At 66.1% G+C, this 18,105-nt stretch carries 18 protein-coding genes; 6 read left to right on the top strand and 12 right to left on the bottom strand.

Translation table 11 applies throughout. The annotated features are described in order from the left end of the window. Positions 1 to 17 precede the first annotated feature (17 nt). A complete protein-coding gene (locus P2T60_RS00265; RefSeq protein ID WP_276280557.1) occupies positions 18 to 512 on the bottom strand; it encodes a deoxyuridine 5'-triphosphate nucleotidohydrolase in 495 nt (164 codons plus the stop codon). Between the two features lie 164 nt (positions 513 to 676). Between P2T60_RS00265 and P2T60_RS00260 the strand changes: the two genes are divergently transcribed. Then, complete coding sequence (locus P2T60_RS00260; RefSeq protein ID WP_276280556.1) at positions 677 to 2,650, top strand: aconitate hydratase; 1,974 nt, start codon at positions 677 to 679, stop codon at positions 2,648 to 2,650. A 366-nt stretch (positions 2,651 to 3,016) separates the two neighbouring features. After that, on the top strand, positions 3,017 to 3,538 hold the full coding sequence (locus tag P2T60_RS00255) for a GNAT family N-acetyltransferase (RefSeq protein ID WP_276280555.1): 522 nt from the start codon (positions 3,017 to 3,019) through the stop codon (positions 3,536 to 3,538). A gap of 108 nt (positions 3,539 to 3,646) precedes the next feature. On the opposite strand, the gene P2T60_RS00250 is transcribed toward P2T60_RS00255, so the two are convergent. Continuing rightward, entirely contained in the window at positions 3,647 to 4,147 is a 501-nt protein-coding gene (locus P2T60_RS00250) for a DUF5810 domain-containing protein (protein ID WP_420028690.1), read from the bottom strand. A 429-nt stretch (positions 4,148 to 4,576) separates the two neighbouring features. On the opposite strand from P2T60_RS00250, the gene P2T60_RS00245 reads away from it, so the two are divergent. Next, positions 4,577 to 4,987, top strand: a complete 411-nt coding sequence (locus tag P2T60_RS00245; protein WP_276280554.1) for a DUF5809 family protein — start codon at positions 4,577 to 4,579, stop codon at positions 4,985 to 4,987. A 74-nt stretch (positions 4,988 to 5,061) separates the two neighbouring features. Here the strand turns inward: P2T60_RS00245 and P2T60_RS00240 are convergent, their stop codons facing one another. Further along, positions 5,062 to 5,577, bottom strand: a complete 516-nt coding sequence (locus P2T60_RS00240) for a metal-dependent transcriptional regulator (protein WP_276280553.1) — start codon at positions 5,575 to 5,577, stop codon at positions 5,062 to 5,064. Between the two features lie 452 nt (positions 5,578 to 6,029). Here P2T60_RS00240 and P2T60_RS00235 point away from each other — a divergent pair, with 452 nt between their 5' ends. After that, positions 6,030 to 6,560, top strand: a complete 531-nt coding sequence (locus tag P2T60_RS00235) for an NUDIX hydrolase (protein WP_276280552.1) — start codon at positions 6,030 to 6,032, stop codon at positions 6,558 to 6,560. Positions 6,561 to 6,570: 10 nt separating this feature from the next. Here the strand turns inward: P2T60_RS00235 and P2T60_RS00230 are convergent, their stop codons facing one another. Together P2T60_RS00230 and P2T60_RS00225 are read right to left on the bottom strand one after the other, a co-directional pair. Next, positions 6,571 to 7,218, bottom strand: coding sequence for a helix-turn-helix domain-containing protein (locus P2T60_RS00230; protein WP_276280551.1), 648 nt, complete (start codon positions 7,216 to 7,218; stop codon positions 6,571 to 6,573). A gap of 66 nt (positions 7,219 to 7,284) precedes the next feature. Then, on the bottom strand, positions 7,285 to 7,965 hold the full coding sequence (locus P2T60_RS00225) for a uracil-DNA glycosylase (protein WP_276280550.1): 681 nt from the start codon (positions 7,963 to 7,965) through the stop codon (positions 7,285 to 7,287). A gap of 77 nt (positions 7,966 to 8,042) precedes the next feature. Between P2T60_RS00225 and P2T60_RS00220 the strand changes: the two genes are divergently transcribed. Continuing rightward, positions 8,043 to 8,600 carry a GNAT family N-acetyltransferase gene (locus tag P2T60_RS00220; RefSeq protein WP_276280549.1) on the top strand — a complete coding sequence of 186 codons (558 nt, stop codon included), beginning with the start codon at positions 8,043 to 8,045 and terminating at the stop codon, positions 8,598 to 8,600. Here P2T60_RS00220 and P2T60_RS00215 read toward each other — a convergent pair whose 3' ends face one another. The 3 genes from P2T60_RS00215 to P2T60_RS00205 form a co-directional block, all read right to left on the bottom strand. After that, positions 8,601 to 10,568, bottom strand: a complete 1,968-nt coding sequence (locus P2T60_RS00215) for a hybrid sensor histidine kinase/response regulator (RefSeq protein WP_276280548.1) — start codon at positions 10,566 to 10,568, stop codon at positions 8,601 to 8,603. It lies immediately after the preceding gene. A 92-nt stretch (positions 10,569 to 10,660) separates the two neighbouring features. Beyond that, the gene (locus tag P2T60_RS00210) at positions 10,661 to 11,971 is read right to left on the bottom strand and encodes a ribonuclease catalytic domain-containing protein (RefSeq protein WP_276280547.1); all 1,311 of its coding nucleotides are present in this window, start codon (positions 11,969 to 11,971) and stop codon (positions 10,661 to 10,663) included. Positions 11,972 to 12,077: 106 nt separating this feature from the next. Next, positions 12,078 to 12,377: a DUF7562 family protein gene (locus P2T60_RS00205; protein ID WP_276280546.1), complete on the bottom strand. Its 300-nt coding sequence runs from the start codon at positions 12,375 to 12,377 to the stop codon at positions 12,078 to 12,080. Between the two features lie 341 nt (positions 12,378 to 12,718). Between P2T60_RS00205 and P2T60_RS00200 the strand changes: the two genes are divergently transcribed. Next, a complete protein-coding gene (locus P2T60_RS00200; RefSeq protein WP_276280545.1) occupies positions 12,719 to 13,099 on the top strand; it encodes a rhodanese-like domain-containing protein in 381 nt (126 codons plus the stop codon). Positions 13,100 to 13,295: 196 nt separating this feature from the next. On the opposite strand, the gene yciH is transcribed toward P2T60_RS00200, so the two are convergent. The 4 genes from yciH to P2T60_RS00180 form a co-directional block, all read right to left on the bottom strand. Continuing rightward, entirely contained in the window at positions 13,296 to 13,589 is a 294-nt protein-coding gene (gene yciH / locus P2T60_RS00195) for a stress response translation initiation inhibitor YciH (protein ID WP_128477306.1), read from the bottom strand. 139 nt (positions 13,590 to 13,728) lie between these two features. After that, a complete protein-coding gene (locus tag P2T60_RS00190) occupies positions 13,729 to 16,032 on the bottom strand; it encodes a transglutaminase TgpA family protein (protein WP_276280544.1) in 2,304 nt (767 codons plus the stop codon). Further along, entirely contained in the window at positions 16,029 to 17,105 is a 1,077-nt protein-coding gene (locus P2T60_RS00185) for a DUF58 domain-containing protein (protein WP_276280543.1), read from the bottom strand. Before P2T60_RS00185 ends, P2T60_RS00190 begins: the two co-directional genes overlap by 4 nt. Further along, on the bottom strand, positions 17,105 to 18,082 hold the full coding sequence (locus P2T60_RS00180) for an AAA family ATPase (RefSeq protein ID WP_276280542.1): 978 nt from the start codon (positions 18,080 to 18,082) through the stop codon (positions 17,105 to 17,107). Before P2T60_RS00180 ends, P2T60_RS00185 begins: the two co-directional genes overlap by 1 nt. Positions 18,083 to 18,105 lie beyond the last annotated feature (23 nt).

The raw sequence follows: 18,105 nt of genomic DNA, 5'->3' as shown, positions 1-18,105 counted from the left end.
AGACGCGAGAGGCCGGTTCAGAACTCGTCCAGTCCGACGTTCTCGCCCTGATACGACCCGGCGTAGGTGCCGTCGTGGTCGGCCTCCGCGAGGACGAGTTGGGCGATGCGCGCGCCGGTCTCGATTTCGATGTCGTGGTGGACTTCCAGCAGACCCTCGCCCTTGCCCTCGTAGCCAGCGTCCCAGACGGCAGTGTTCAGCATACAGGAGTTCCGGAGGAGCGACGACCGGGGGTAGACGTACCCGACGTGGTTCTCGGGAATCTCAACCGTCTCGGCGTACTGGACGACGTAGCCGCCGGACGTGAGGTAGTAGGTCTCGGGTGCGTCGTCGGCGACCTGTTCGGTTTCGAGTTGCTGGCGCTCGCCGACTTCTTTCGTCTCCCGACCGATTCGGCCGGGTTCGCGCTGTTCGTACACCGCTTCCAACGTGAGGTCCACGCCGTTTGGTTGGACTTGCTCGTCGTCGGTTTCGGAAACGTGTTCGGCCACGAAGGGACCGCTCTCGAACATATTCTGGAAGAGCTATCGGTGACGTATATCGGTATCGGAGTCGGTTCACCACGAACGGTCAGGAATTCCCGTAAGAATTGCCGCCCGGCTCCCGGATTGTCAATAATCATCATGAACAGAAACGCGCGGGATTTATAACCAAGGAGAGTCGATATTCGGTCGATATGGGACAGACGCTAACGGAGAAAATCCTCGAGGACCACCTCGTCGAGGGTGACCTCACGACCGGCGAGGAAATCGGAATCGAGATTGACCAAGTCCTCGCACAGGACACGACTGGAACACTCGTCTGGCTCCAGTTCGAGGCGCTGGACCTCGACGAGGTGCAGACCGAGCTGGCCGCGCAGTACTGCGACCACCAGACCTACCAGTTCGACTTCAAGAACACCGACGACCACCGCTTCCTGCGGTCGGCCGCCGGTACCTTCGGCGCGCACTTCTCCCGACCCGGTAACGGAATCTGCCACAACGTCCACAAGGAGAACTTCGCCGCGCCCGGCAAGACGATGCTCGGGTCGGACTCCCACACGCCGACTCCCGGCGGGATGGGCGAACTCGCCATCGGTTCGGGCGGTCTCGACGTTGCGGTCGCCATGGGTGGCGGCCCGTACTACATCGAGATGCCCGAAGTCGTCAGCGTCCGACTCGAAGGTGAACTTCCCGAGTGGGCCACCGCGAAGGACGTTATCCTCGAGATGCTCCGACGCCTCAGCGTGAAGGGCGGCGTCGGCAAAATCTTCGAGTACACCGGTCCGGGCGTCGAGAGCCTCTCGGTCCCCGAGCGGACGACCATCACCAACATGGGGACGGAACTCGGCGCGACCTCTTCCATCTTCCCGACCGACGAGAACACGAAGGACTACCTCGAACGCCTCGGCCGCGGCGACGAGTACGTCGAACTCTCGGCCGACGAGGACGCCGACTACGACGACGAAATCGTCATCGACCTGAGCGACCTCGAACCGCTCATCGCCAAGCCGTCGATGCCCGACAACGTGGTGCCCGTCAGCGAAGTCGAGGGCACGGAAGTCGACCAAGTGATGATTGGCTCCTGTACCAACGGTGCCTACGAGGACATCCTCCCGGCCGCTAAGATGCTCGAAGGCCGCGAGACGAACAAGACGACCGAGATGATTGTCGCGCCCGGTTCCAAGCAGGCCTCCGAGATGCTCGCCCGCGAGGGTTGGGTCTCCGAGATGATGGCCGCTGGCGTCAACTTCTCCGAGGCGACGTGCGGTGCCTGTATCGGCATCGGTCACGTTCCGGCAAGCGACTCCGTGTCGCTCCGGACGTTCAACCGCAACTTCGAGGGACGGTCGGGAATCGAGGACGACAACGTGTACCTCTGCTCGCCGGAAGTCGCAACCGCGGCCGCCATCAAGGGCGAAATCGTGGACCCGCGCAACCTCGCCGACGAACTCGGCGACCTCGAAGACCCCGGATTCGAGATGCCCGACGAGTACACGGGTAGCAAGGCCGACCTCATCGCGCCCGACGAGGCACCCGACGACGAACTCATCAAGGGTCCGAACATCGGCGACGTGCCCCTGAAGGACGAACTCGACGCGGACCTCGAAGGCCCGAACCTCCTGAAGATGGAGGACAACATCACGACCGACCACATCATCCCGGCGACTTCGGACATCCTGAAGTTCCGGTCGAACATCCCGAAGCTCTCGGAGTTCACGCTCTCGCGCGTGGACCAAGACTTCGCCGACCGCGCGCTGGACGCCGACGGTGGCTTCCTCGTGGCTGGCGAGAACTACGGTCAGGGTAGTTCCCGTGAACACGCGGCGCTGTGCCCGATGTACCTCGGCGTCGAGGGCGTCCTCGCCCAGAGTTTCGCCCGCATCCACAAGGCGAACCTCTTCAACTTCGGTCTCATCCCGCTGACCATCGACGAGGAGACCTACGAGAACATCGAGCAGGGCGACAACATCGAAATCGTGGACGACGTGGCCGAGGCGGTCCGCTCCGGTCAGGAAGAGTTCACGGTTCGCGTCAACGACGACTGGGAAGCGACGGCCCACCTCGACGCCTCCGAGCGCGAGCGCGAGATTCTCGCCGACGGTGGCAAGCTCTCGCACACGAAGAAGCACGCCGAAGGCGGCGACTCGCCCGCTCCGGCAGACGACTAAATCGCACGCCGAATTTTTCCGTTTTTTCGCGTTCTGAGTAGTGGTTACTGTGTCGCAAGGGTCGGTATGGAACAGCGGGCTAGCGTCTGTACCGCGAGCGAGTAGCGGAGCGACCGACTGCTCGGAAGACACGGTTTGTCTTCCGGTGTTTTTGGTCGAGCTTTTTATCGAGCGCAGTCGCCGACTGCGCTCGATAAAAAGCTCGTAGTGTCGTACGCAAAAGGTGGGGGGTGGGTGGGGGAGATTTCGGGAGCTTGCACCTCCGGCCGGAGAGTGCATTTACTTCTTATGATTCATCCTACTAAAGAATTGCGGGGTCGGTCTCGGGCATGACACTCATAAGGGTCGGGCGAGAAATCGCGGTCAGTGACAACGACTCACGCGGAAGACGAGGGCGACGTGCGAGTCCGGCAGGCAGTGCAGGCCGACCTGCTCGCCGTACTACGTATCGAGCGGGCCTCGTTCGACCAGCCGTGGCCGTTCTCCGCGTTCGAGCGCTATCTGGGCGAACCGGGCTTTCTGGTGGCCGTCACCGGCGGCGGGCCGTCTCCGGCCGACGAGCAGGGCGAACCGCGGGCGGACGAGAACGTCGTGGGCTACGTCGTCGCCAACCTCGTGCCGAACCACGGTCGGTCGTTCGGCCACGTCAAGGACATCGCGGTGCATCCCGACCACCGCGGCGAGGGCGTCGGCGCGGACCTGCTGGAGCATTCGCTCCGCGTGCTGGAGGTGCAGGGCGCACAGAGCGTCAAGTTAGAGGTGCGCGCGAGCAACGAGACGGCGCTGTCGCTGTACCGGGGCTTTGGCTTCCAGTACCTCCGGACCATCCCCCGGTACTACGACGACGGCGAGGACGCGCTGATTCTGGTCGTGGACTTGGACGCGTGAGGGTCGGGTTTCTCGCTTCGCAACGGTACCGCTAGGGCGACCCCGTTACCCACCCGGACCGCGGCGGATGGTCAGTCGAGCGTTCGCAGTCTGTGGCTCGGCGGTCGCTCACTCCGCTTCGTCGTCGCCGTCGCTCTCGGTGTCCTCGTCGTCCAGCATCTCCTCGGTCATCTGCTGGGCCTCCTGTAGAATCTCCTGTGCCTCGCCGTCGAGCGCGCCCGCGCCGCCCGCGCCGCGCCCGCCCGTGCCGCTTGCCATCGACCCCCGACCGCGGCCGTTCGCACGCTCTAACTCGTCTTCGAACAGGTCGCCGCCGCGCGGTTCGTCGCCGTGGTCGTGGCCCGTCGTGTCCTCGAAGACCTGCGGGAAGCCGACTTCCTTGGCGTACTCCTCGACGCGCGCCGCGAGTTCGTCCTCGCCCTGCTCGTTCCACCCCGGCGCGTGGTCGTCTAGCCACGCCTCGTGGCCCTCGTCGCCGAGCATCGCCGTGAACGCGAGGTGATTGGCGAGGTGTTCGGCGTCGGATTGGGGCGTCTCGCACACCGGACAGGCGTATCCCATGTCGCCCAGTTGGTCGCCCGCGCCGAAAAGCGCCACGTTCGACGCCACGGAATCTCTCGGCCCGCCGACGGGACGCGCTCGGCCGACCCGCCGACGGGACGCGCTCGGCCGACCCGCCGAACGCGGGCGCTCGACCGACCATCCGCCAGCGAACGCCCGCCCCACCAACCGACAGGGGCGGATAAAGGGGCCGTCCGCTCGCGGGCCGCAGGCCCGTGGTCGTCTCCGCGGGCAACTATTCGAGCGAGTGAACGGAGTGAGCGAGCGGGAATATCCCGCGGAGAGACCGCGAGCGGGCGGGGGCTTTCGAGGCATTCGTCACGGCAGTTCCGGCGGTTACTGTGCTGTTGCGGAGAGAACGAGCAGGCCCTCGAAAAGACGACACGGTAACAGGAGCGCCCGCAGTGCTGGTCACCGATTCTCCGGCGCTAACGCGTAGACGAAAACCAGTAGTCCCCCGACTCCGAATCTCCGGCCATGGAGACCCACGGCTTTCTCGCGCCCGAGGACGAATCGGACGCCCGAGAGCGCTACGAGGCGGTCGGTCCCGCGGCCCAGACGGTCGTCAAGGAGACCGCGAAGGCGATGGCGTTCGACGCCGACGAGTACGACGAGCGCGTGACCGGTGAAGTGGTCGAGACGGCCCGCGACGCCCTCTTCGCTTCGTTGCTCGAAGTCCGGACCGGCACGCGCGAGGAGTACGACGAGTGGCTGGCCGACCGCGACCGGGAAGTCATCGAACACGGGAGCGAGAACGTCGGCAACGTCGCGTGGCACGACGCGCTCGGCGAAACCGTCGTGGCCGCGACCTACGAGCGCGAACCGCGCGCGGCGGTGGCGACCCTCCGACGGCAGGCGTTCGGTCGCGTCTACCGCGAGTTAGTGTAAACAGACGAAATTATTCCCGAAGAAACGATTTTAGTTTTCTTAAGCAATATTTTCCGTTGCTTTCAGCCTTCGCGCTACGACTCGGCGTCAACGTTGTCGGCGTCGAGACCGGTTCGGTCGGCGTCGGCGCTCTCGTCCGACTCTCCGGCGTCGTCCAGACACGCGCTGTACTCGGCGCTCGGGCCGCTACACTTCCCGTCGCAGGGGTGGTCCACGAGGTCCTTGAGGCGGTGGACGGCCTCCTCGGAGAGTACTCGACCGATGGCGAGCGGTCCGTCCGCGGCGTCGTCGTCCCGGAGCGCGGCCGGGTCGAGACCGAGGTCGTCTTCGAGGAAGTTCTCGGTGACGCACCGCCGCCACGTGAACTCGCGGGCCGCCGTCTCGCCCTCGTCGGTGAGGGTGACGCCCTCGTACTTCTCGTAGACCGCGAGACCCCGGTCGTCCAGCGACGTGACCATCCCGGTGACGCTCGCGGCGCTCACGTCGAGAATTTCGGCGAGTTCGCTGGTCCGCGCCCGCCGGTCGGCGTCGGCGGTCAGCAGGTAGATGGCGCTGAGGTACCGGCCGACGCTCTCGGAAACCTCGCTCATGCTACGTGGGTGGTAGGCGTGAGCGAGTATAAGTTTGTTCCCGGAGACGTGAGGTTCGGGCGTGTAGTGACAAGAGAAAGCGTCTGAGAAGCGTTCGACAACCGAAGAAGAGTCGAGAAGAGTCGGCGGCAGGGTCGAGAAGAGCTAACTTCAGGCTTGAGCCAATGAGGACCGCAACCGCACCGCGACCGCGGACCACACCCTCCCCAACCGATTTCGGTCCTCGGCCTCCGCTTCGCTCCGGCCTGCGGTCCTCATCTCGCGCGAGTGGGCGCGACACGCTTGCGGTCGTGCCCGCACGCGCCGGTCGGCAGGTCGGTCAGCGCACGCCCACTTCGCTGGGTTCGCCAGCGCGCGCCGACTGTAGTAGATTGGAAATCCGAGGCTCGTCCGAAAGCCGGGTTCGACGCCGAGTAGTCACGCTTTAGCCGCCGGACGGCGACCGACTCCACATGAGCGACGACTGGCGCGTCATCGAGTCGGTCGTGGAGTACGAAACCGGGTGGTACACCGGCGGCTACGACCTCGTGGAGCAACCCGACGGTTCGACCAAGAAGTACTACTGGGCCGAACTCCCGCCCGCGGTCGTGATTCTGGCGGTCACCGACGGCGAAGTCGTCTTCGTCGAGCAGTACCGACCGGCCATCCGCGAGCAGTGCCTCGAATGCCCGGCCGGAATCGTGGAGGACGGCGAGTCCTACACGCAGGCCGGAGCGCGCGAACTCCGCGAGGAGACCGGCTTCGACCCCGCGGGCGTCAGCCTGCTGGAGGACTTCTACTGTGCGACCGGCGTCCTGCGCCACGAACGAGGCATCGTCTTCGCCGAGAGCCTGACCCCCGTCGAGCGCGAACTCGACAGCAACGAGTTCCTCTCGGTCCGGACGATGCCGGTCGAGGACGCCCTCGACGCCGCGCGCGCGGACCCCGCCAACGACGCCACCATCGAGGCGCTCCTACTCGCCGAGCAGGAGGGACTGCTGTAGGTCGGTCCCGTCAGGTCTCCGTGACGAGCGTCCGGGTGATGAGTTTCGCCTCGGCCCGGCGCATCCGCCCCGACACCGCCGTCGGCGAGAGACCGAGCAGGTCGGCGAGTTCTTCGAGCGTAACGTCGCGCGGTTCCTCGAAGTAGCCGTGTTCGAGCGCCGTCAGCAGGGTCTCGCGTTGCTCGGGCGTCAAGCCGTACTTGTCGTCGGTGTCGATTTCGGTCAGCGAGTGGAGTCGCCGGAGTTCCAGCGAGATGTCGTGGTCGGTGCAGTCGGCCTGAAACGACCGCACGTCCTCGTTGGACGCGAACCGGAGTTCGAACCGCCACGTGTCGCACTGACCGCTGGCCTCCAACACGGTGGCGTCGGTCTCCCGGATGATGCGTCCGAGGTCGGTCAGTACGTCGGTCCACTCGACCCGGTAGAGTATCTGGTCGTCTACGCAATCGACCACCTCCAGCGACTCCACGAGCGACTGGTCGCGTACCGTCTCGGCGAACGCGTCTAAGTTTTCACCCCACGCCCAAAAGAAGGGGAGAATCTGCATCCGGGTCGGGACGACCTTTTCGAGTTCGACGTGGACCCCCGGGTGTGCGGCGAGCGCGTCCCCCAGCGCGAACTCCTCGGCGGGCGTGGTGAACTCCGCGATGATACTCATCGCGTCGTACATCGGCATGCTTCATTAAAAGATGATTGCCAGACATTGAAATAGGCGGCCAACCTCTCATCGCCGCGCGGCGACGACCGCTCGAATCTCGGCGACGTACTCCTCGCGGGAGCGACCGATTCGGGGCAACCAGACGTTCTGGTACGACGGGTGCAACAGAGGGAGGACGGTGGTCCCGAACTCGGCAGACTCGCGCGGTTCGAGAACCGCGTCGAGAAACCCACCCGAAAGGTCGCCGAGTACCGACAGGGTGGCGTGCTTGCCGGTGGTCGCCACCACCGCGGGGTTCACCTGCTCGATTTCGGCCGCGAGGTGGTCCCGGCAGTTCGCTCGTTCCTCGGCGGTTGGTTCGCGGTTGGTGGGATTGGGGTCGCTGTCGGCCTCCTTCGGAAAGCACTTGACGGCGTTCGTGAAGTAGAGGTCCCCGTCGGCGAGTCCGGCGTCGGCGAACAGGTCCCGGACCGCCCGACCGGAGTGTCGAGAGGTGTAGGCCATCCCGGTCCAGTTGCCCCCGCGCCACGTCTCGGCCTCCGGGTCGCCGAACGCGGGCGCTTCGCCCACGACGACAACTTCGGCGTCTACCGACCCGTTGCCCCACGAGATGCGCTCGCGGGACTCGACCAGCGCGGGACACCGCGAACATCCCGGTTCGAGGACGTTGCGCGACTCGGGAGCGGAGACGTTGCGCGACTCGGGAGCGGAGACGTTGCGCGACTCGGGGTCGGAGGAGTCGGCCATGGTCGGAGTTGGCGGTCCTCATTACTCAAATGCTCGCTCGCGGAAGCTATTTGTCGCCGGTTACACACCTACAACGCATGGACGACCTGACCGTCCGCCCGGCGACCACGAGCGACGTGGCCGACGTTCGGCGCGTCGCCCGCGAGTCGTGGCACGCCGCGTACGACGACGTTCTGGGTGCCGAAACCGTCGAAGCGGTCTCGAACGACTGGTACGACCTCTACGACCTTCGCCAGTCGGTCGAACGCGAGGACAGCGCGTTTCTGGTCGCGGAACGTCCGCGAGAAGCGGGAGACGAACGGAAAGACGAACGGGCGACCGACGACGAACCGGCAGACCAGCGAATCGTCGGATTCGGCGAGGGCGTCCTCGGCGAGGAAGACGCCGCGGCCGAACTCGCCCGACTCTACGTCCACCCCGACCACTGGGGCGAGGGAATCGGGTCCGCGCTCATCGACCGCATCGAGACGTGGGTCGCCGAACACGGGACCGAGCGACTCCGACTGATAGTGCTGGCCGACAACGAAATCGGCAACGACTTCTACGAGAACCGGGGCTACCGGAGGGTCGGCACGCGCGAATCCGAGTTGGAGGGCGAGACGTTCGCCGAGTACGTCCGGGAGAGAGAAGTGTAGTCAGACATCCGCGCTCGGAAAGCACAGTTCGACTCGGCAGGTGTCGGCCCCGGCGTCGTCCGGCGGCCGGTCGTCCGAGGGTCCGTCGGCGGTCCGGACCGTCCACCCGTGGACTCGCGCGATGTCTTCCACGACGCGGAGTCCGTCGTCGGCCTGCGAGCAACCAGTCTCGCCCTCGCACCCGAGGCCATCGTCGGTGTCGCCGCCGCGACCACCCTCGACGGCGACGTAGAGACCGTCTCGCCCGTCGAGAGCGCCTACTTCGACGGTGACGGCCGCGTCGGGCGACGATTCGACCGAATCGTCGCCCGACGCCCGAGCGCTCGCGGCCGACCGGAGAACGTTCCGGAACAGCGTCTCGAACAGTCTTCCGAGGCGCGACTCGTCGCCGGACACCTCCGACGGCGGGTCGTCGGTCGTGAGGGTCGCTTCGCCCGTCTCGACTGCTTCCCACGCCTCTTCGACCACCGCGGGAATCGACGCGGTTGCCGACTCCGAGAGAATCCGGCCGCGTTCGGCGAGTTCGACCGCCTCGTCCACGCGGCGTTCGATTCGGTCCAGCGCGGTCCGGAGTCGGTCGAGTCGGTCGGCGTCTTCCGCGTCGAGTCGTCCGGCGATGTCGTCGGCGGTGGCGAGCGAATCCCGAACCTCGTGGCGGAGGACGCTCACGAACTCGTCGAGGTGTTGGTTCTGGCGCTGGAGTTCGCGCTCCCGGCGCTTCTGCTCGGTGATGTCCGTGTAGACGACGAACCCGTCCGCGTCCTCTTCGGGCGCGAGGACGGTGTGAAGCAGGAAGTCACGGGGACCGTCGGCGGTGATGCGCCGGACCTCCCACCCCGAGACGTGTTCGCCGTCCCGCATTCGCTCGTTGATTTCGGCCGCCTCGTCCTCGGCCGAGTCGCTCTCGGGGACGATGAGGTCGTCTATCGGTCGCCCGGCGATGTCCTCGATGTCCCACCCGAACACCTCCTCGAAGGTCGGGTTGGCCTCGGTGATGACGGGTTCGCCGTCCTCGAACGACCCGACGCCGATGGCGTGCGGAATGTTGTGGAATAGCGCGGCGAACTTGTCGCGTTCGTCGCGGAGTTGCTCTTCGGACTGGATGCGGTCCAGCGCGGCCGAGACGTGGGCCAACAGGAGTTCGGCGAGTTCGAGGTCCCTGTCGCTGAACCCCTCCACGTCGCGCGAAACCGCCTGAAAGACGCCGTGGTCGTCGATGGGGACGGTCAGCGTCGAGCGATAGTCGGACTCGGCCGGGGCGACCCCGTGGTCGCGCAGGTCGTCGATGCGAATCGTCTCGCCCTGTCTGTAGGCTCGGGCCGCGAAGTTGTCCTCGGCATCCACTGGGGTAGACCAGTAGTAACCGTCTGACGGGACGCCCTTCGAGACTGCCGCGGGGACGAGGTGGGACCCTTCGCAGAGACTGATGTCGCAGATGTCGAACGCCAGAATGTCCTCGGCGGCATCGACCGCGAGTTGGCAGAGTTCGGTCCGGTGGGTGCAGGTCGCGGCGCGGGCGGCGGTTTCGTGAAGCGCCTCGATTTTCTCCCCGGTCCGACGGAGTTGCACCTTGGCCCGGTTCTCCGAAATCGCGTTCTCGATGCGGTTGGCCAACACCTCGTAGTGGTCGGTGCCCGACTCCTTCTGGAGGTAGTCGGTGACGCCCGCCGAAATCGCTTCCGAGGCGATTTCCTCGCTCCCCTTGCCGGTGTAGAGGATGAACGGGAGCGAGGGGTAGTCGTCGCGTACCGCCTCCAGAAACTCCAGTCCGTTCATCTCGGGCATGTTGTAGTCCGAGACTACGCAGTCGAATTCGTCGTCGTCCCCGAGATACGAGAGACCCTCGCTCGCGGAAGTCGCCGTCGTAATCGACATCTCGTCGTCGATTCGCCGGAGGTACTCGGCCGCTAAATCGGCCAACCCCGGTTCGTCGTCGACGACGAGAATCTTCTTGCCAGAGGGAGTCATGATGGGTAAAGGCTAGCACACGGATATAAATTTTCCGAGTAATATCTGCGGATTTGATTGGGAAAATAGTCGGAAGACCTTCGAATCGGTGGTCAGGACTCGTCGGTGACTTCGAGACCACGGTTGTTGACCGCCGCGGCGTCGAGACCCACCTCTTCGAGGAACTGCTTGTACTCGCGTTCGCAGGTCTCGGCATCGGCCTGCTTGTCGCTGGCGCGGTCACAGAGCGCCACGAGGTCCTCGGGCACGTCGTTGCTGTAGACAATCCAGTGGTTGATGAGGTCACTGAGTCGCCGGATGGGACTGGTGAAGTGGCCGTAGATTTCGAAGTTGAGCGCGTGGTGGCCACCGAACGGGTCGTTCATGTACTTCGCGCGCGGCATCACCTTCATCACGGCCCACTGAATCTTGTCGAGTTGGCGCTCGGGTGCCTCTTCGAGGGTGGCGTTGACGGCCATCCGGGGGTCGTCCCACTTCGACCCCGGAATCGAGACGCCATCGAGGTCCTGAATCTCTCGGAGGGCCTCGCCCCACTCGTCGGGACTCGGTTGCGGGTGGACCCGATACATCGCCTCGACGCCGCGGTCCCACATGAGTTTGTGCGTGACGGCCTTGTTCGCCTTCAGCATGCACTCCTCGATGATGGTGTGGGCGCGGTCCCGCCGAGGGTTGAGGACGAGACTGCCGTCCTCCTTTCGCTGTTCGTGCATCCGGTCGGCGAGCGTCCAGACGAGTTCGGTCTTCTCCGCGAGGTCCACTTCCGGGTCTTCGAGGTGGTCGTCGGCGGACTCGGGGTCGTCTAACAGTCGCTCGGCCTCGGTGTAGGTCAGGCGGGCGTCGCTCTCGATGACCGACTTGTAGATTTCGATGGTCTCGAAACTCAGGTTCTCCTTGTCGAGGTGCATCTCGACGGTGTGGGCGAGGCGGTCCTCGTTGGGAACCAGCGAACAGACGGTCTCTGCCAGCACCGGCGGGAGCATGTGGATGGTGTAAGCGGGCAGGTAGACGGTGTTGGCCCGTTCGACCGCCTCGTCCCACATGTTGGTCTCGGGGTTGACGTAGTGAGTCACGTCGGCGATGTGGACCCAGAGGACGTACTCGTCGTCTCGTTCCTCGACCGAGAGGGCGTCGTCGAAGTCCTGAGCGTCGATGGGGTCGGTCGTCCACGTCGTCATATCGCGGAGGTCGCGGCGCTCTTCTACCTCTTCGCTAATCTCGGACTGAATGTCTTCGGTGCGCTTCTCGGCCTCGGTCAGCACCGCTTGGGGAAACTCGTCTCGAATCTCGAACTTCTCGAAGAGTTCCTCGCGCTTGTCTTCGAGTTTGTCGGCCAGTTCCGGCGAAATCTCGACCGGACCTTGCCCTTCGGGAGTGCCAGCCTCGGCCTGCGCGTCGTTCGTCATACTGTTGACTAACGGAGTCGAGTAGTTAGTCGTGTCGGAGGAATACGGACGCCGTTTGTGACTCGTCGTCGGCCCGTCGCACGTCGCTCCGGGATGTATCCCCGGCTTACCGTTCGTGGTCGAGGGGTCCGTAGCGGTCCTCGACGGCCTGACAGTACCGAGTCAGAAACTCGATTTCGGTGAGTCCCCCGGCGTCGATGTCTACCAGCAGTTCTTCGAGTTCGTCCCGCGGTTGGTGACAGAGACCGGTGTGACACTCCTTACAGAGGAACTCGAACTGCTTGCCCTTCCGGTCCCAGCGGTCGCCCTCCTTGTCGTACTCGCGGGCGTCGGACCGGCGAACGGTCTCGCCGCAGGCGATGCAATCGACCGAGTTGCTTCCCCGGTTGCTCCGGGTGCCCCACATACTCGGACTCACGTGCCGGGATTACTTGCGGTTTTTGGTCAACTGCACGACAGTTTCGCGGGACGACGCGGCGAAAGTAACGAAGGCTTAACTGCGAGTTTTCGCGGCGTCGGACCGCGGAAGATAAGAGGTCGCCACCGAACGCTCGACTGTCCATCCGCCGGTTCAGGCGGTCCCTTTCGGGGACTTCTCGGTCGCAGTTTCTGGGGCCGCGGTAACGGTGCGGAGCCAAAGCGAGCAGTTTCCGTGACGATTGCACCGACGATTCCGGCAGTCGCCGTCGTAACTCGGTCCCGTACCGAGCGTGGGGCTTATTCGGCCCGGCGACCAACCACGAGTCGATGGACGCCGAAATCTCCCCCGAGGAGGTCGAAAAACTCCTCGACGCGGGCGAAGCGGTCCGCGTCGTGGACATCCGGTCGAAGGCAGAGTTCGACCGGGGACACATCCCCGGCAGCGAGAACATCCCGTTCCACGCGCTCGCCGACGAAATAGAACGACTCGACGGCGCGGAGCGCGTCGTCACCGTCTGCCCGCACGGGAAAGCCAGCGTGCAGGCCGCGCGACTCGTCGCCTCCTACGAGGGCGTGCCCGACGACGCCCGCGTCGAGAGCATGGCGGGCGGACTCTCGAAGTGGGAGTCCGAACTGGAACGGACGGACGACGCTGACGGCGACGACGCCGACGAGGAAGTCACCGAGGGTCCCGACGCGCCCTTCTGACCGGCGCGCTTTCGACCGGCGAGTCGCGGGACAGCTCTATCGTTCTCGAAGTAATTTTTCATCGTGTTAAAGAAATATATTTCTTGCTTTAGCAAATGCAGAACATTCTCGACCGTCCGCTCGCGGTCTCGGAACAGAAGTGGAACGGCAGTGGGCACTCGTTGACCCGCTACGACAGCGCAAAACCGACGTGAGGTTAGGCTACGTTGAACCCTTTGTCACGGAGGAAATCCTCGACGCGCCCGGTGTGATTGCCCTGAAGCTCTATCTGCCCGTCTTCGACGGTCCCGCCGCACGCGAACTTGGACTTGAGGTCCGAGGACAAACTGTCCAAATCTACGTCCTTGGGGTCGAATCCTTCGATAATCGTTACCTCTTTACCGTAGCGTCGCTCGTCGATGCGGATGTTGATTTGCTGGGACTCTTTGGCAACGTCTTCGCAGACGCAGAGCTCTTGAGGCAGCCCGCACGTCGAGCACACTTCCGACATTACAGTTCGGGAATTGGTCGTAGGGGTACAAAACTGTGTCGCTAATTCCTCGGGTTGGACCGCGATAGAAAGCGAACGCGACGGCCAATCGGCCGATTCCGCGCGCGGCGGGCGACCGAAGGTCGTTCCCGCGAGCGGTTCAGCGTCGGCCGAGCAAGCCTCGGCGTTCGCGGACCAACTCGTCCACCAGCGACACCGCTTCGTCGGCCAGTCCGTCCTCGACCGCTCCGGCGTAGCGAACTCGCTCGTAGATAGCCCCGACGCGCTCGGCCCTATCGTCCAAGTCGTCGGTCGCCGCCAGCGCCGCGAAGTACTCGCGGGGCGTCTCGCCCGGCCGACGCTCGCGGTACTCGCTCCCGAGCAGGTGTTCGAGGCGCTCGAACGCCCGTTCCACGTCGGTCTCGGGGTTGCGGCGTGGTTGCCACCGCAACCACGCCGCGCGCCGGAACCGTCCGAGGAGTCCGGTCCGTCTCGCGGCCGCGAGCAGGCCCACGGCCACGAGCGCGCCCAGCACCGCCTGCTCGCGCGAGGGGACGCCGACCGGGAGGCCACCGCTCTCGTCGCCGGAGTCCCCGCCGAGCGTCCCGTTTTCGGTGGTGGTGAACCCGCCGACCGTGCCGTCGAAACCGTCCCCGCCGGGGTTGATTGGCTGGCGGTCCCCGAGTCCCTGCCCGGCGGTGGTCGGAACCGTCGTCGCGTTCCCCTCGGGCGTCGTCGTCGCGTTCCCCTCGGGACCGGCAGTCGTCGTCTCCGTGGCCGTCGTGGTCCACGTCCCTTCCTCGCTCTCGTCGGTGTCCACGCCAGAGACGTTCCCCTGCCGGGCCTGCTGGACTTGCGAGTTCTCGACCTGCTGGCGCGGGCCGCCGGGGGTCGGGTCGAACTTCACCCACCCGACCTCCGGGAAGTAGACTTCGACCCACGCGTGGGAGTCGAGTCCGCGGACGACCCACTGGTCCCTATCGACGCGCTGGCCGGGGGTGTAGCCCACCACGAACCGAGCGGGAACACCCTGCGACCGGAGCATCGTGACCATCGAGGTGGCGTAGTAGGTGCAGTAGCCCGACTGCATGTCGAAGATGAAGCTCTCGGCGATGTTTCCCTCGGGACGGGACACGTCGAGCGAGTAGCTCTTGTTGCCTTCGAGCCAACCTTCGATGGCCTTCGCCTTGGCGTAGGGCGTCCGTGCGTCCGCCGAGCGCACGATTCGATTCGTCCGGGTCCGGATGCGGTCGGCCGAACTCCCCGGCAGTTGGAGGTAGCGACTCTCGACTCGCTCGGGGTAGTCGGTCCCGGCGGTCCGGAGTTGGCGCGTCGTGGGGTCCGGAACCCGACTGACCACCGTGTAGCTCTCGCCCTCGCGGAGCGCGCCCACCGGCTCGAAGGCTCCGAGCGACGTGCGGCGGGTGTTGTCCCGGTCGCCCGACTGCAACCGGGTGGGCTTCCACGCGGCGGGCATCGCGCCCATCCGCTTCACCTCGACTTCGACGGTCTGTTTCACGACTTTCGACCGGCCGGGCGGCGCGGACCGGGAGCGATACGCCCCGCCCTCGCCGGTCCGAATCCAGCCGTTGCCGTCGTAGCGGTCGTAGGCCGCGACCCGCCAGTACTGGGGTTCGTTCGACTCGACGCTGAACCGGACCTTCGGCGAGAGCCGAATCGACCCGACGATGGACACCCGGTCGCCGCTGGTGACGAACGCCTGTTCGACGGTCGGCGTGCCCGCGCCGCCGCCCGGAAGGATGGGACTCGCGCCGCCGCCGGGGACGACGCTGGCAGTCGAGGCGAGCAGTATCATCGCCACCAGCACGACCGCCAGCGTGTCCACCTGCGCGGCGGTCCCGCCGCGGCGCGCGAGAGTGCCGAACCCGAGAGTCGCGGTGGCCGCGAGCATCCCGACCAGCGTGGCGAAGTTGCCGAGGTCTCCGGTCAGCACGAAGAAGCCGAACGCCGCGCCCGCCGCGCCGACCGCCAGCGCGTAGCGCCGCCGGAAGACGAGGTACCACGGCGCGAACACCATCGCGGGGGCGACGCCGAGCGCCCACGCGCCGACTTCGGTCATCCGCAACACCGACAGGCCGGTCAGCAGGGCCACGTTGTCGGCGACGACCTTCCCGAGCGACACCGCGACGAGGTAGGCGCTTGGCACCGCCAGATAGTAGGCTACGAGTCCGAGCGCCAGCAACGCGACTGCGAGCGCACCGGCCTGCACGGGTCGAAGCCGACGGGCGGTCGCCGCCCCCGCCAGCAGGGTCGCGCTGACGAGCGCGACCAGCGTGGTCGTCCCGCCCACGATGTCGGTGACGTGGTAGAGAACGTTCAGGTAGGTCGCCATCAGGACCGCGAGCGACCCGACCGCCAGCCAGTGGTACGACACCGCCACGTCGCCGAGGTCGAGTTCACGCCCGACCCCGGAGGGTCCGCCGGACGCAGCGTCGGCGCTCATCGCTCACCTCCCGCGAGTCGGTCGTCCCGCGGGGGACCGCCGTCGGCGAACGCGGTTCGGCCGTCGGCGTCGTTCGCAGTCGGCCCGCCGGACTGCTCGACGGCCGACCCGGACAACTGCCCGAAGGTGACGGTCCGCTCGCCGACGGTGACGCGAACCTCCTCCTCGTCGGCCCGGCCCGCCACGAGTACGTCGGACCCCTCCCGGCGTCGGTCGCCCACCGTGCCGGGGTGGGTCCCGGCCAGCAGAGTCAGCAGTTCGGTCCGGTGGTCGGGTCCCGCGCCGGGTTCGACCCGGCCGCCGGGGACGGTCAGGCCGACCGCGAGTCCGGCGTCGAGCAGGTACGTCAGGACGCTGGCGGCGGCCTCGGCCACCTCGTCCATCCGACCGCCGTCGGCCTCCGCGAGGAGTTCGACCCGTTCGCGTTCCTCGTTGGCCTCGAACTCCATCACCACGAGGTCATCGTTCGGGCGCTTGGCGCTGGACTTCCAGTGAACGTCTCTGAGCGGGTCGCCGCGCTCGTACTCCCGGAGTTGGTCGAACCGCTCGCGGCCGCCGAGACCGAACTCCTTGTGGAGTGCCGCGAGGTCGCTGGCGTCGTTCAACCGGTGAATCTCGGGGAAGACGACGATTTCGTTCGAGACGGGGTAGGTGTAGGTCTCCTGCCAGACGCCGAGTACGTCCTCGGCGACGACTTCGACCGGGCCGACCGACTGGAAGCCCCGGTCTCGGAGCGTCACGTCGAAGGTCACGGTGCCGTCGGCGACGGTGGTCTCTAACTCGGGGGCGGCGACTTCGAGTCCCTCGCCGGTTTCGAGTCGGACCGTCGCGGCTAGCGGCGTCGAAGCCTCGAAGTCCAGCGAGACGGTCTCGGCCTCGCCAGCGAATCCGTACTCGGGCGTCCGGGTCCGGAGTTCTGGCTGGCCGGTCCGACGGACCTGCACCCACCCGGCGACGAGGGCGACCAGCGCCGGGCCGACGACCGCGTTCAACGAGCGGGCGCTGAACCACGCGGCCATCAGGAACGACCCGACCGCGACGGCCGCGAGCGCCCATCCGCGTCTCGTCAGCATCACTCCACCGGAACCGAGTCGAGCGCGTCGGTTATCAACTCGCGGCCCGACTTGCCGCCCGACTCCGCGCCGGTCCGGACCCGGTGGGCGAGGACGCCCTCGGCCTCGGTCTGCACGTCGTCGGGAATCACGTAGTCCCGGCCTTCGAGGACGGCACGGGCCTGCGCCGACCGGAGGAGCGCGATGGACCCCCGCGGACTCACCCCGAGGTCGGCGTGGTCGCGGGTGTAGTTGGCGAGTCGGGTGACGTACGCCCGGACGGGTTCCTCGGCGCTCACGTCGGCCACCGTCTCGCGGGCGGCCAGCACGTCTTCGGCCGTGGCGACCGGTTCGAGTCCCTCGATGGGGTGGCCGCCCGTGACTCGCCGGAGGACTTCCGACTCGTCGTCGGGCGAGGGGTAGCCGAGGGTGAGGCGCTTGGCGAAGCGGTCCACCTCGGCGATTGGGAGTTCGTAGGTCCGGTCGGCCTCCACGTCGTTCTGCGTGGCGATGACGGTGAAGGGCTGGTCGAGTTCGTAGGTCTCGCCGTCCACGGTGACTTGGGCCTCCTCCATCGCTTCGAGCAGGGCCGACTGGGTTTTGGGCGGAGCGCGGTTGATTTCGTCGGCGAGGACGACGTTGCCGAAGACGGGACCGGGCCGGAAGTCGAACTCGCGGGTCCGCTCGTCGAAGACGTTCACGCCGGTCACGTCGGTCGGCATCAGGTCGGGCGTGAACTGGACCCGCGAGAAGTCACAGTCGATGGACCGGGCCAGCGACCGGGCGAGCATCGTCTTGCCGACGCCGGGCACGTCGTCCAACAGGAGGTGGCCCCGCGCGAGGATAGCGGTCACGATGTGTTCGGTCACGTCGTGGTGGCCCACGATGACTCGCTCGACGTTCTCTATCACCCGCTCGGCGACGCTCGCCGCTTCGTCTACCGGCAGGGGGTCGGGTGACGGGTCGGTTCGGCGCTTTGGGGGATTGGCTTCCGTCATGAGTGGTGCTGTCTGCACGCAGA

This window comes from Halorussus caseinilyticus, from assembly GCF_029338395.1.
In the GTDB taxonomy this organism is placed as follows: Archaea; Halobacteriota; Halobacteria; order Halobacteriales; family Haladaptataceae; genus Halorussus; species Halorussus caseinilyticus.
The sequence above is the reverse complement of the archived record's forward strand: the minus strand, read 5'-3'. Positions and strand labels throughout refer to the sequence as shown.

Coding starts and splice junctions, on each gene's coding strand:
- P2T60_RS00265 (WP_276280557.1), bottom strand. CDS start 512: ATGTTCGAGAGCGGTCCCTTCGTGGCCGAACACGTTTCCGAAACCGAC.
- P2T60_RS00260 (WP_276280556.1), top strand. CDS start 677: ATGGGACAGACGCTAACGGAGAAAATCCTCGAGGACCACCTCGTCGAG.
- P2T60_RS00245 (WP_276280554.1), top strand. CDS start 4,577: ATGGAGACCCACGGCTTTCTCGCGCCCGAGGACGAATCGGACGCCCGA.
- P2T60_RS00240 (WP_276280553.1), bottom strand. CDS start 5,577: ATGAGCGAGGTTTCCGAGAGCGTCGGCCGGTACCTCAGCGCCATCTAC.
- P2T60_RS00235 (WP_276280552.1), top strand. CDS start 6,030: ATGAGCGACGACTGGCGCGTCATCGAGTCGGTCGTGGAGTACGAAACC.
- P2T60_RS00230 (WP_276280551.1), bottom strand. CDS start 7,218: ATGAGTATCATCGCGGAGTTCACCACGCCCGCCGAGGAGTTCGCGCTG.
- P2T60_RS00225 (WP_276280550.1), bottom strand. CDS start 7,965: ATGGCCGACTCCTCCGACCCCGAGTCGCGCAACGTCTCCGCTCCCGAG.
- P2T60_RS00220 (WP_276280549.1), top strand. CDS start 8,043: ATGGACGACCTGACCGTCCGCCCGGCGACCACGAGCGACGTGGCCGAC.
- P2T60_RS00215 (WP_276280548.1), bottom strand. CDS start 10,568: ATGACTCCCTCTGGCAAGAAGATTCTCGTCGTCGACGACGAACCGGGG.
- P2T60_RS00210 (WP_276280547.1), bottom strand. CDS start 11,971: ATGACGAACGACGCGCAGGCCGAGGCTGGCACTCCCGAAGGGCAAGGT.
- P2T60_RS00205 (WP_276280546.1), bottom strand. CDS start 12,377: ATGTGGGGCACCCGGAGCAACCGGGGAAGCAACTCGGTCGATTGCATC.
- P2T60_RS00200 (WP_276280545.1), top strand. CDS start 12,719: ATGGACGCCGAAATCTCCCCCGAGGAGGTCGAAAAACTCCTCGACGCG.
- yciH (WP_128477306.1), bottom strand. CDS start 13,589: ATGTCGGAAGTGTGCTCGACGTGCGGGCTGCCTCAAGAGCTCTGCGTC.
- P2T60_RS00190 (WP_276280544.1), bottom strand. CDS start 16,032: ATGAGCGCCGACGCTGCGTCCGGCGGACCCTCCGGGGTCGGGCGTGAA.
- P2T60_RS00185 (WP_276280543.1), bottom strand. CDS start 17,105: ATGCTGACGAGACGCGGATGGGCGCTCGCGGCCGTCGCGGTCGGGTCG.
- P2T60_RS00180 (WP_276280542.1), bottom strand. CDS start 18,082: ATGACGGAAGCCAATCCCCCAAAGCGCCGAACCGACCCGTCACCCGAC.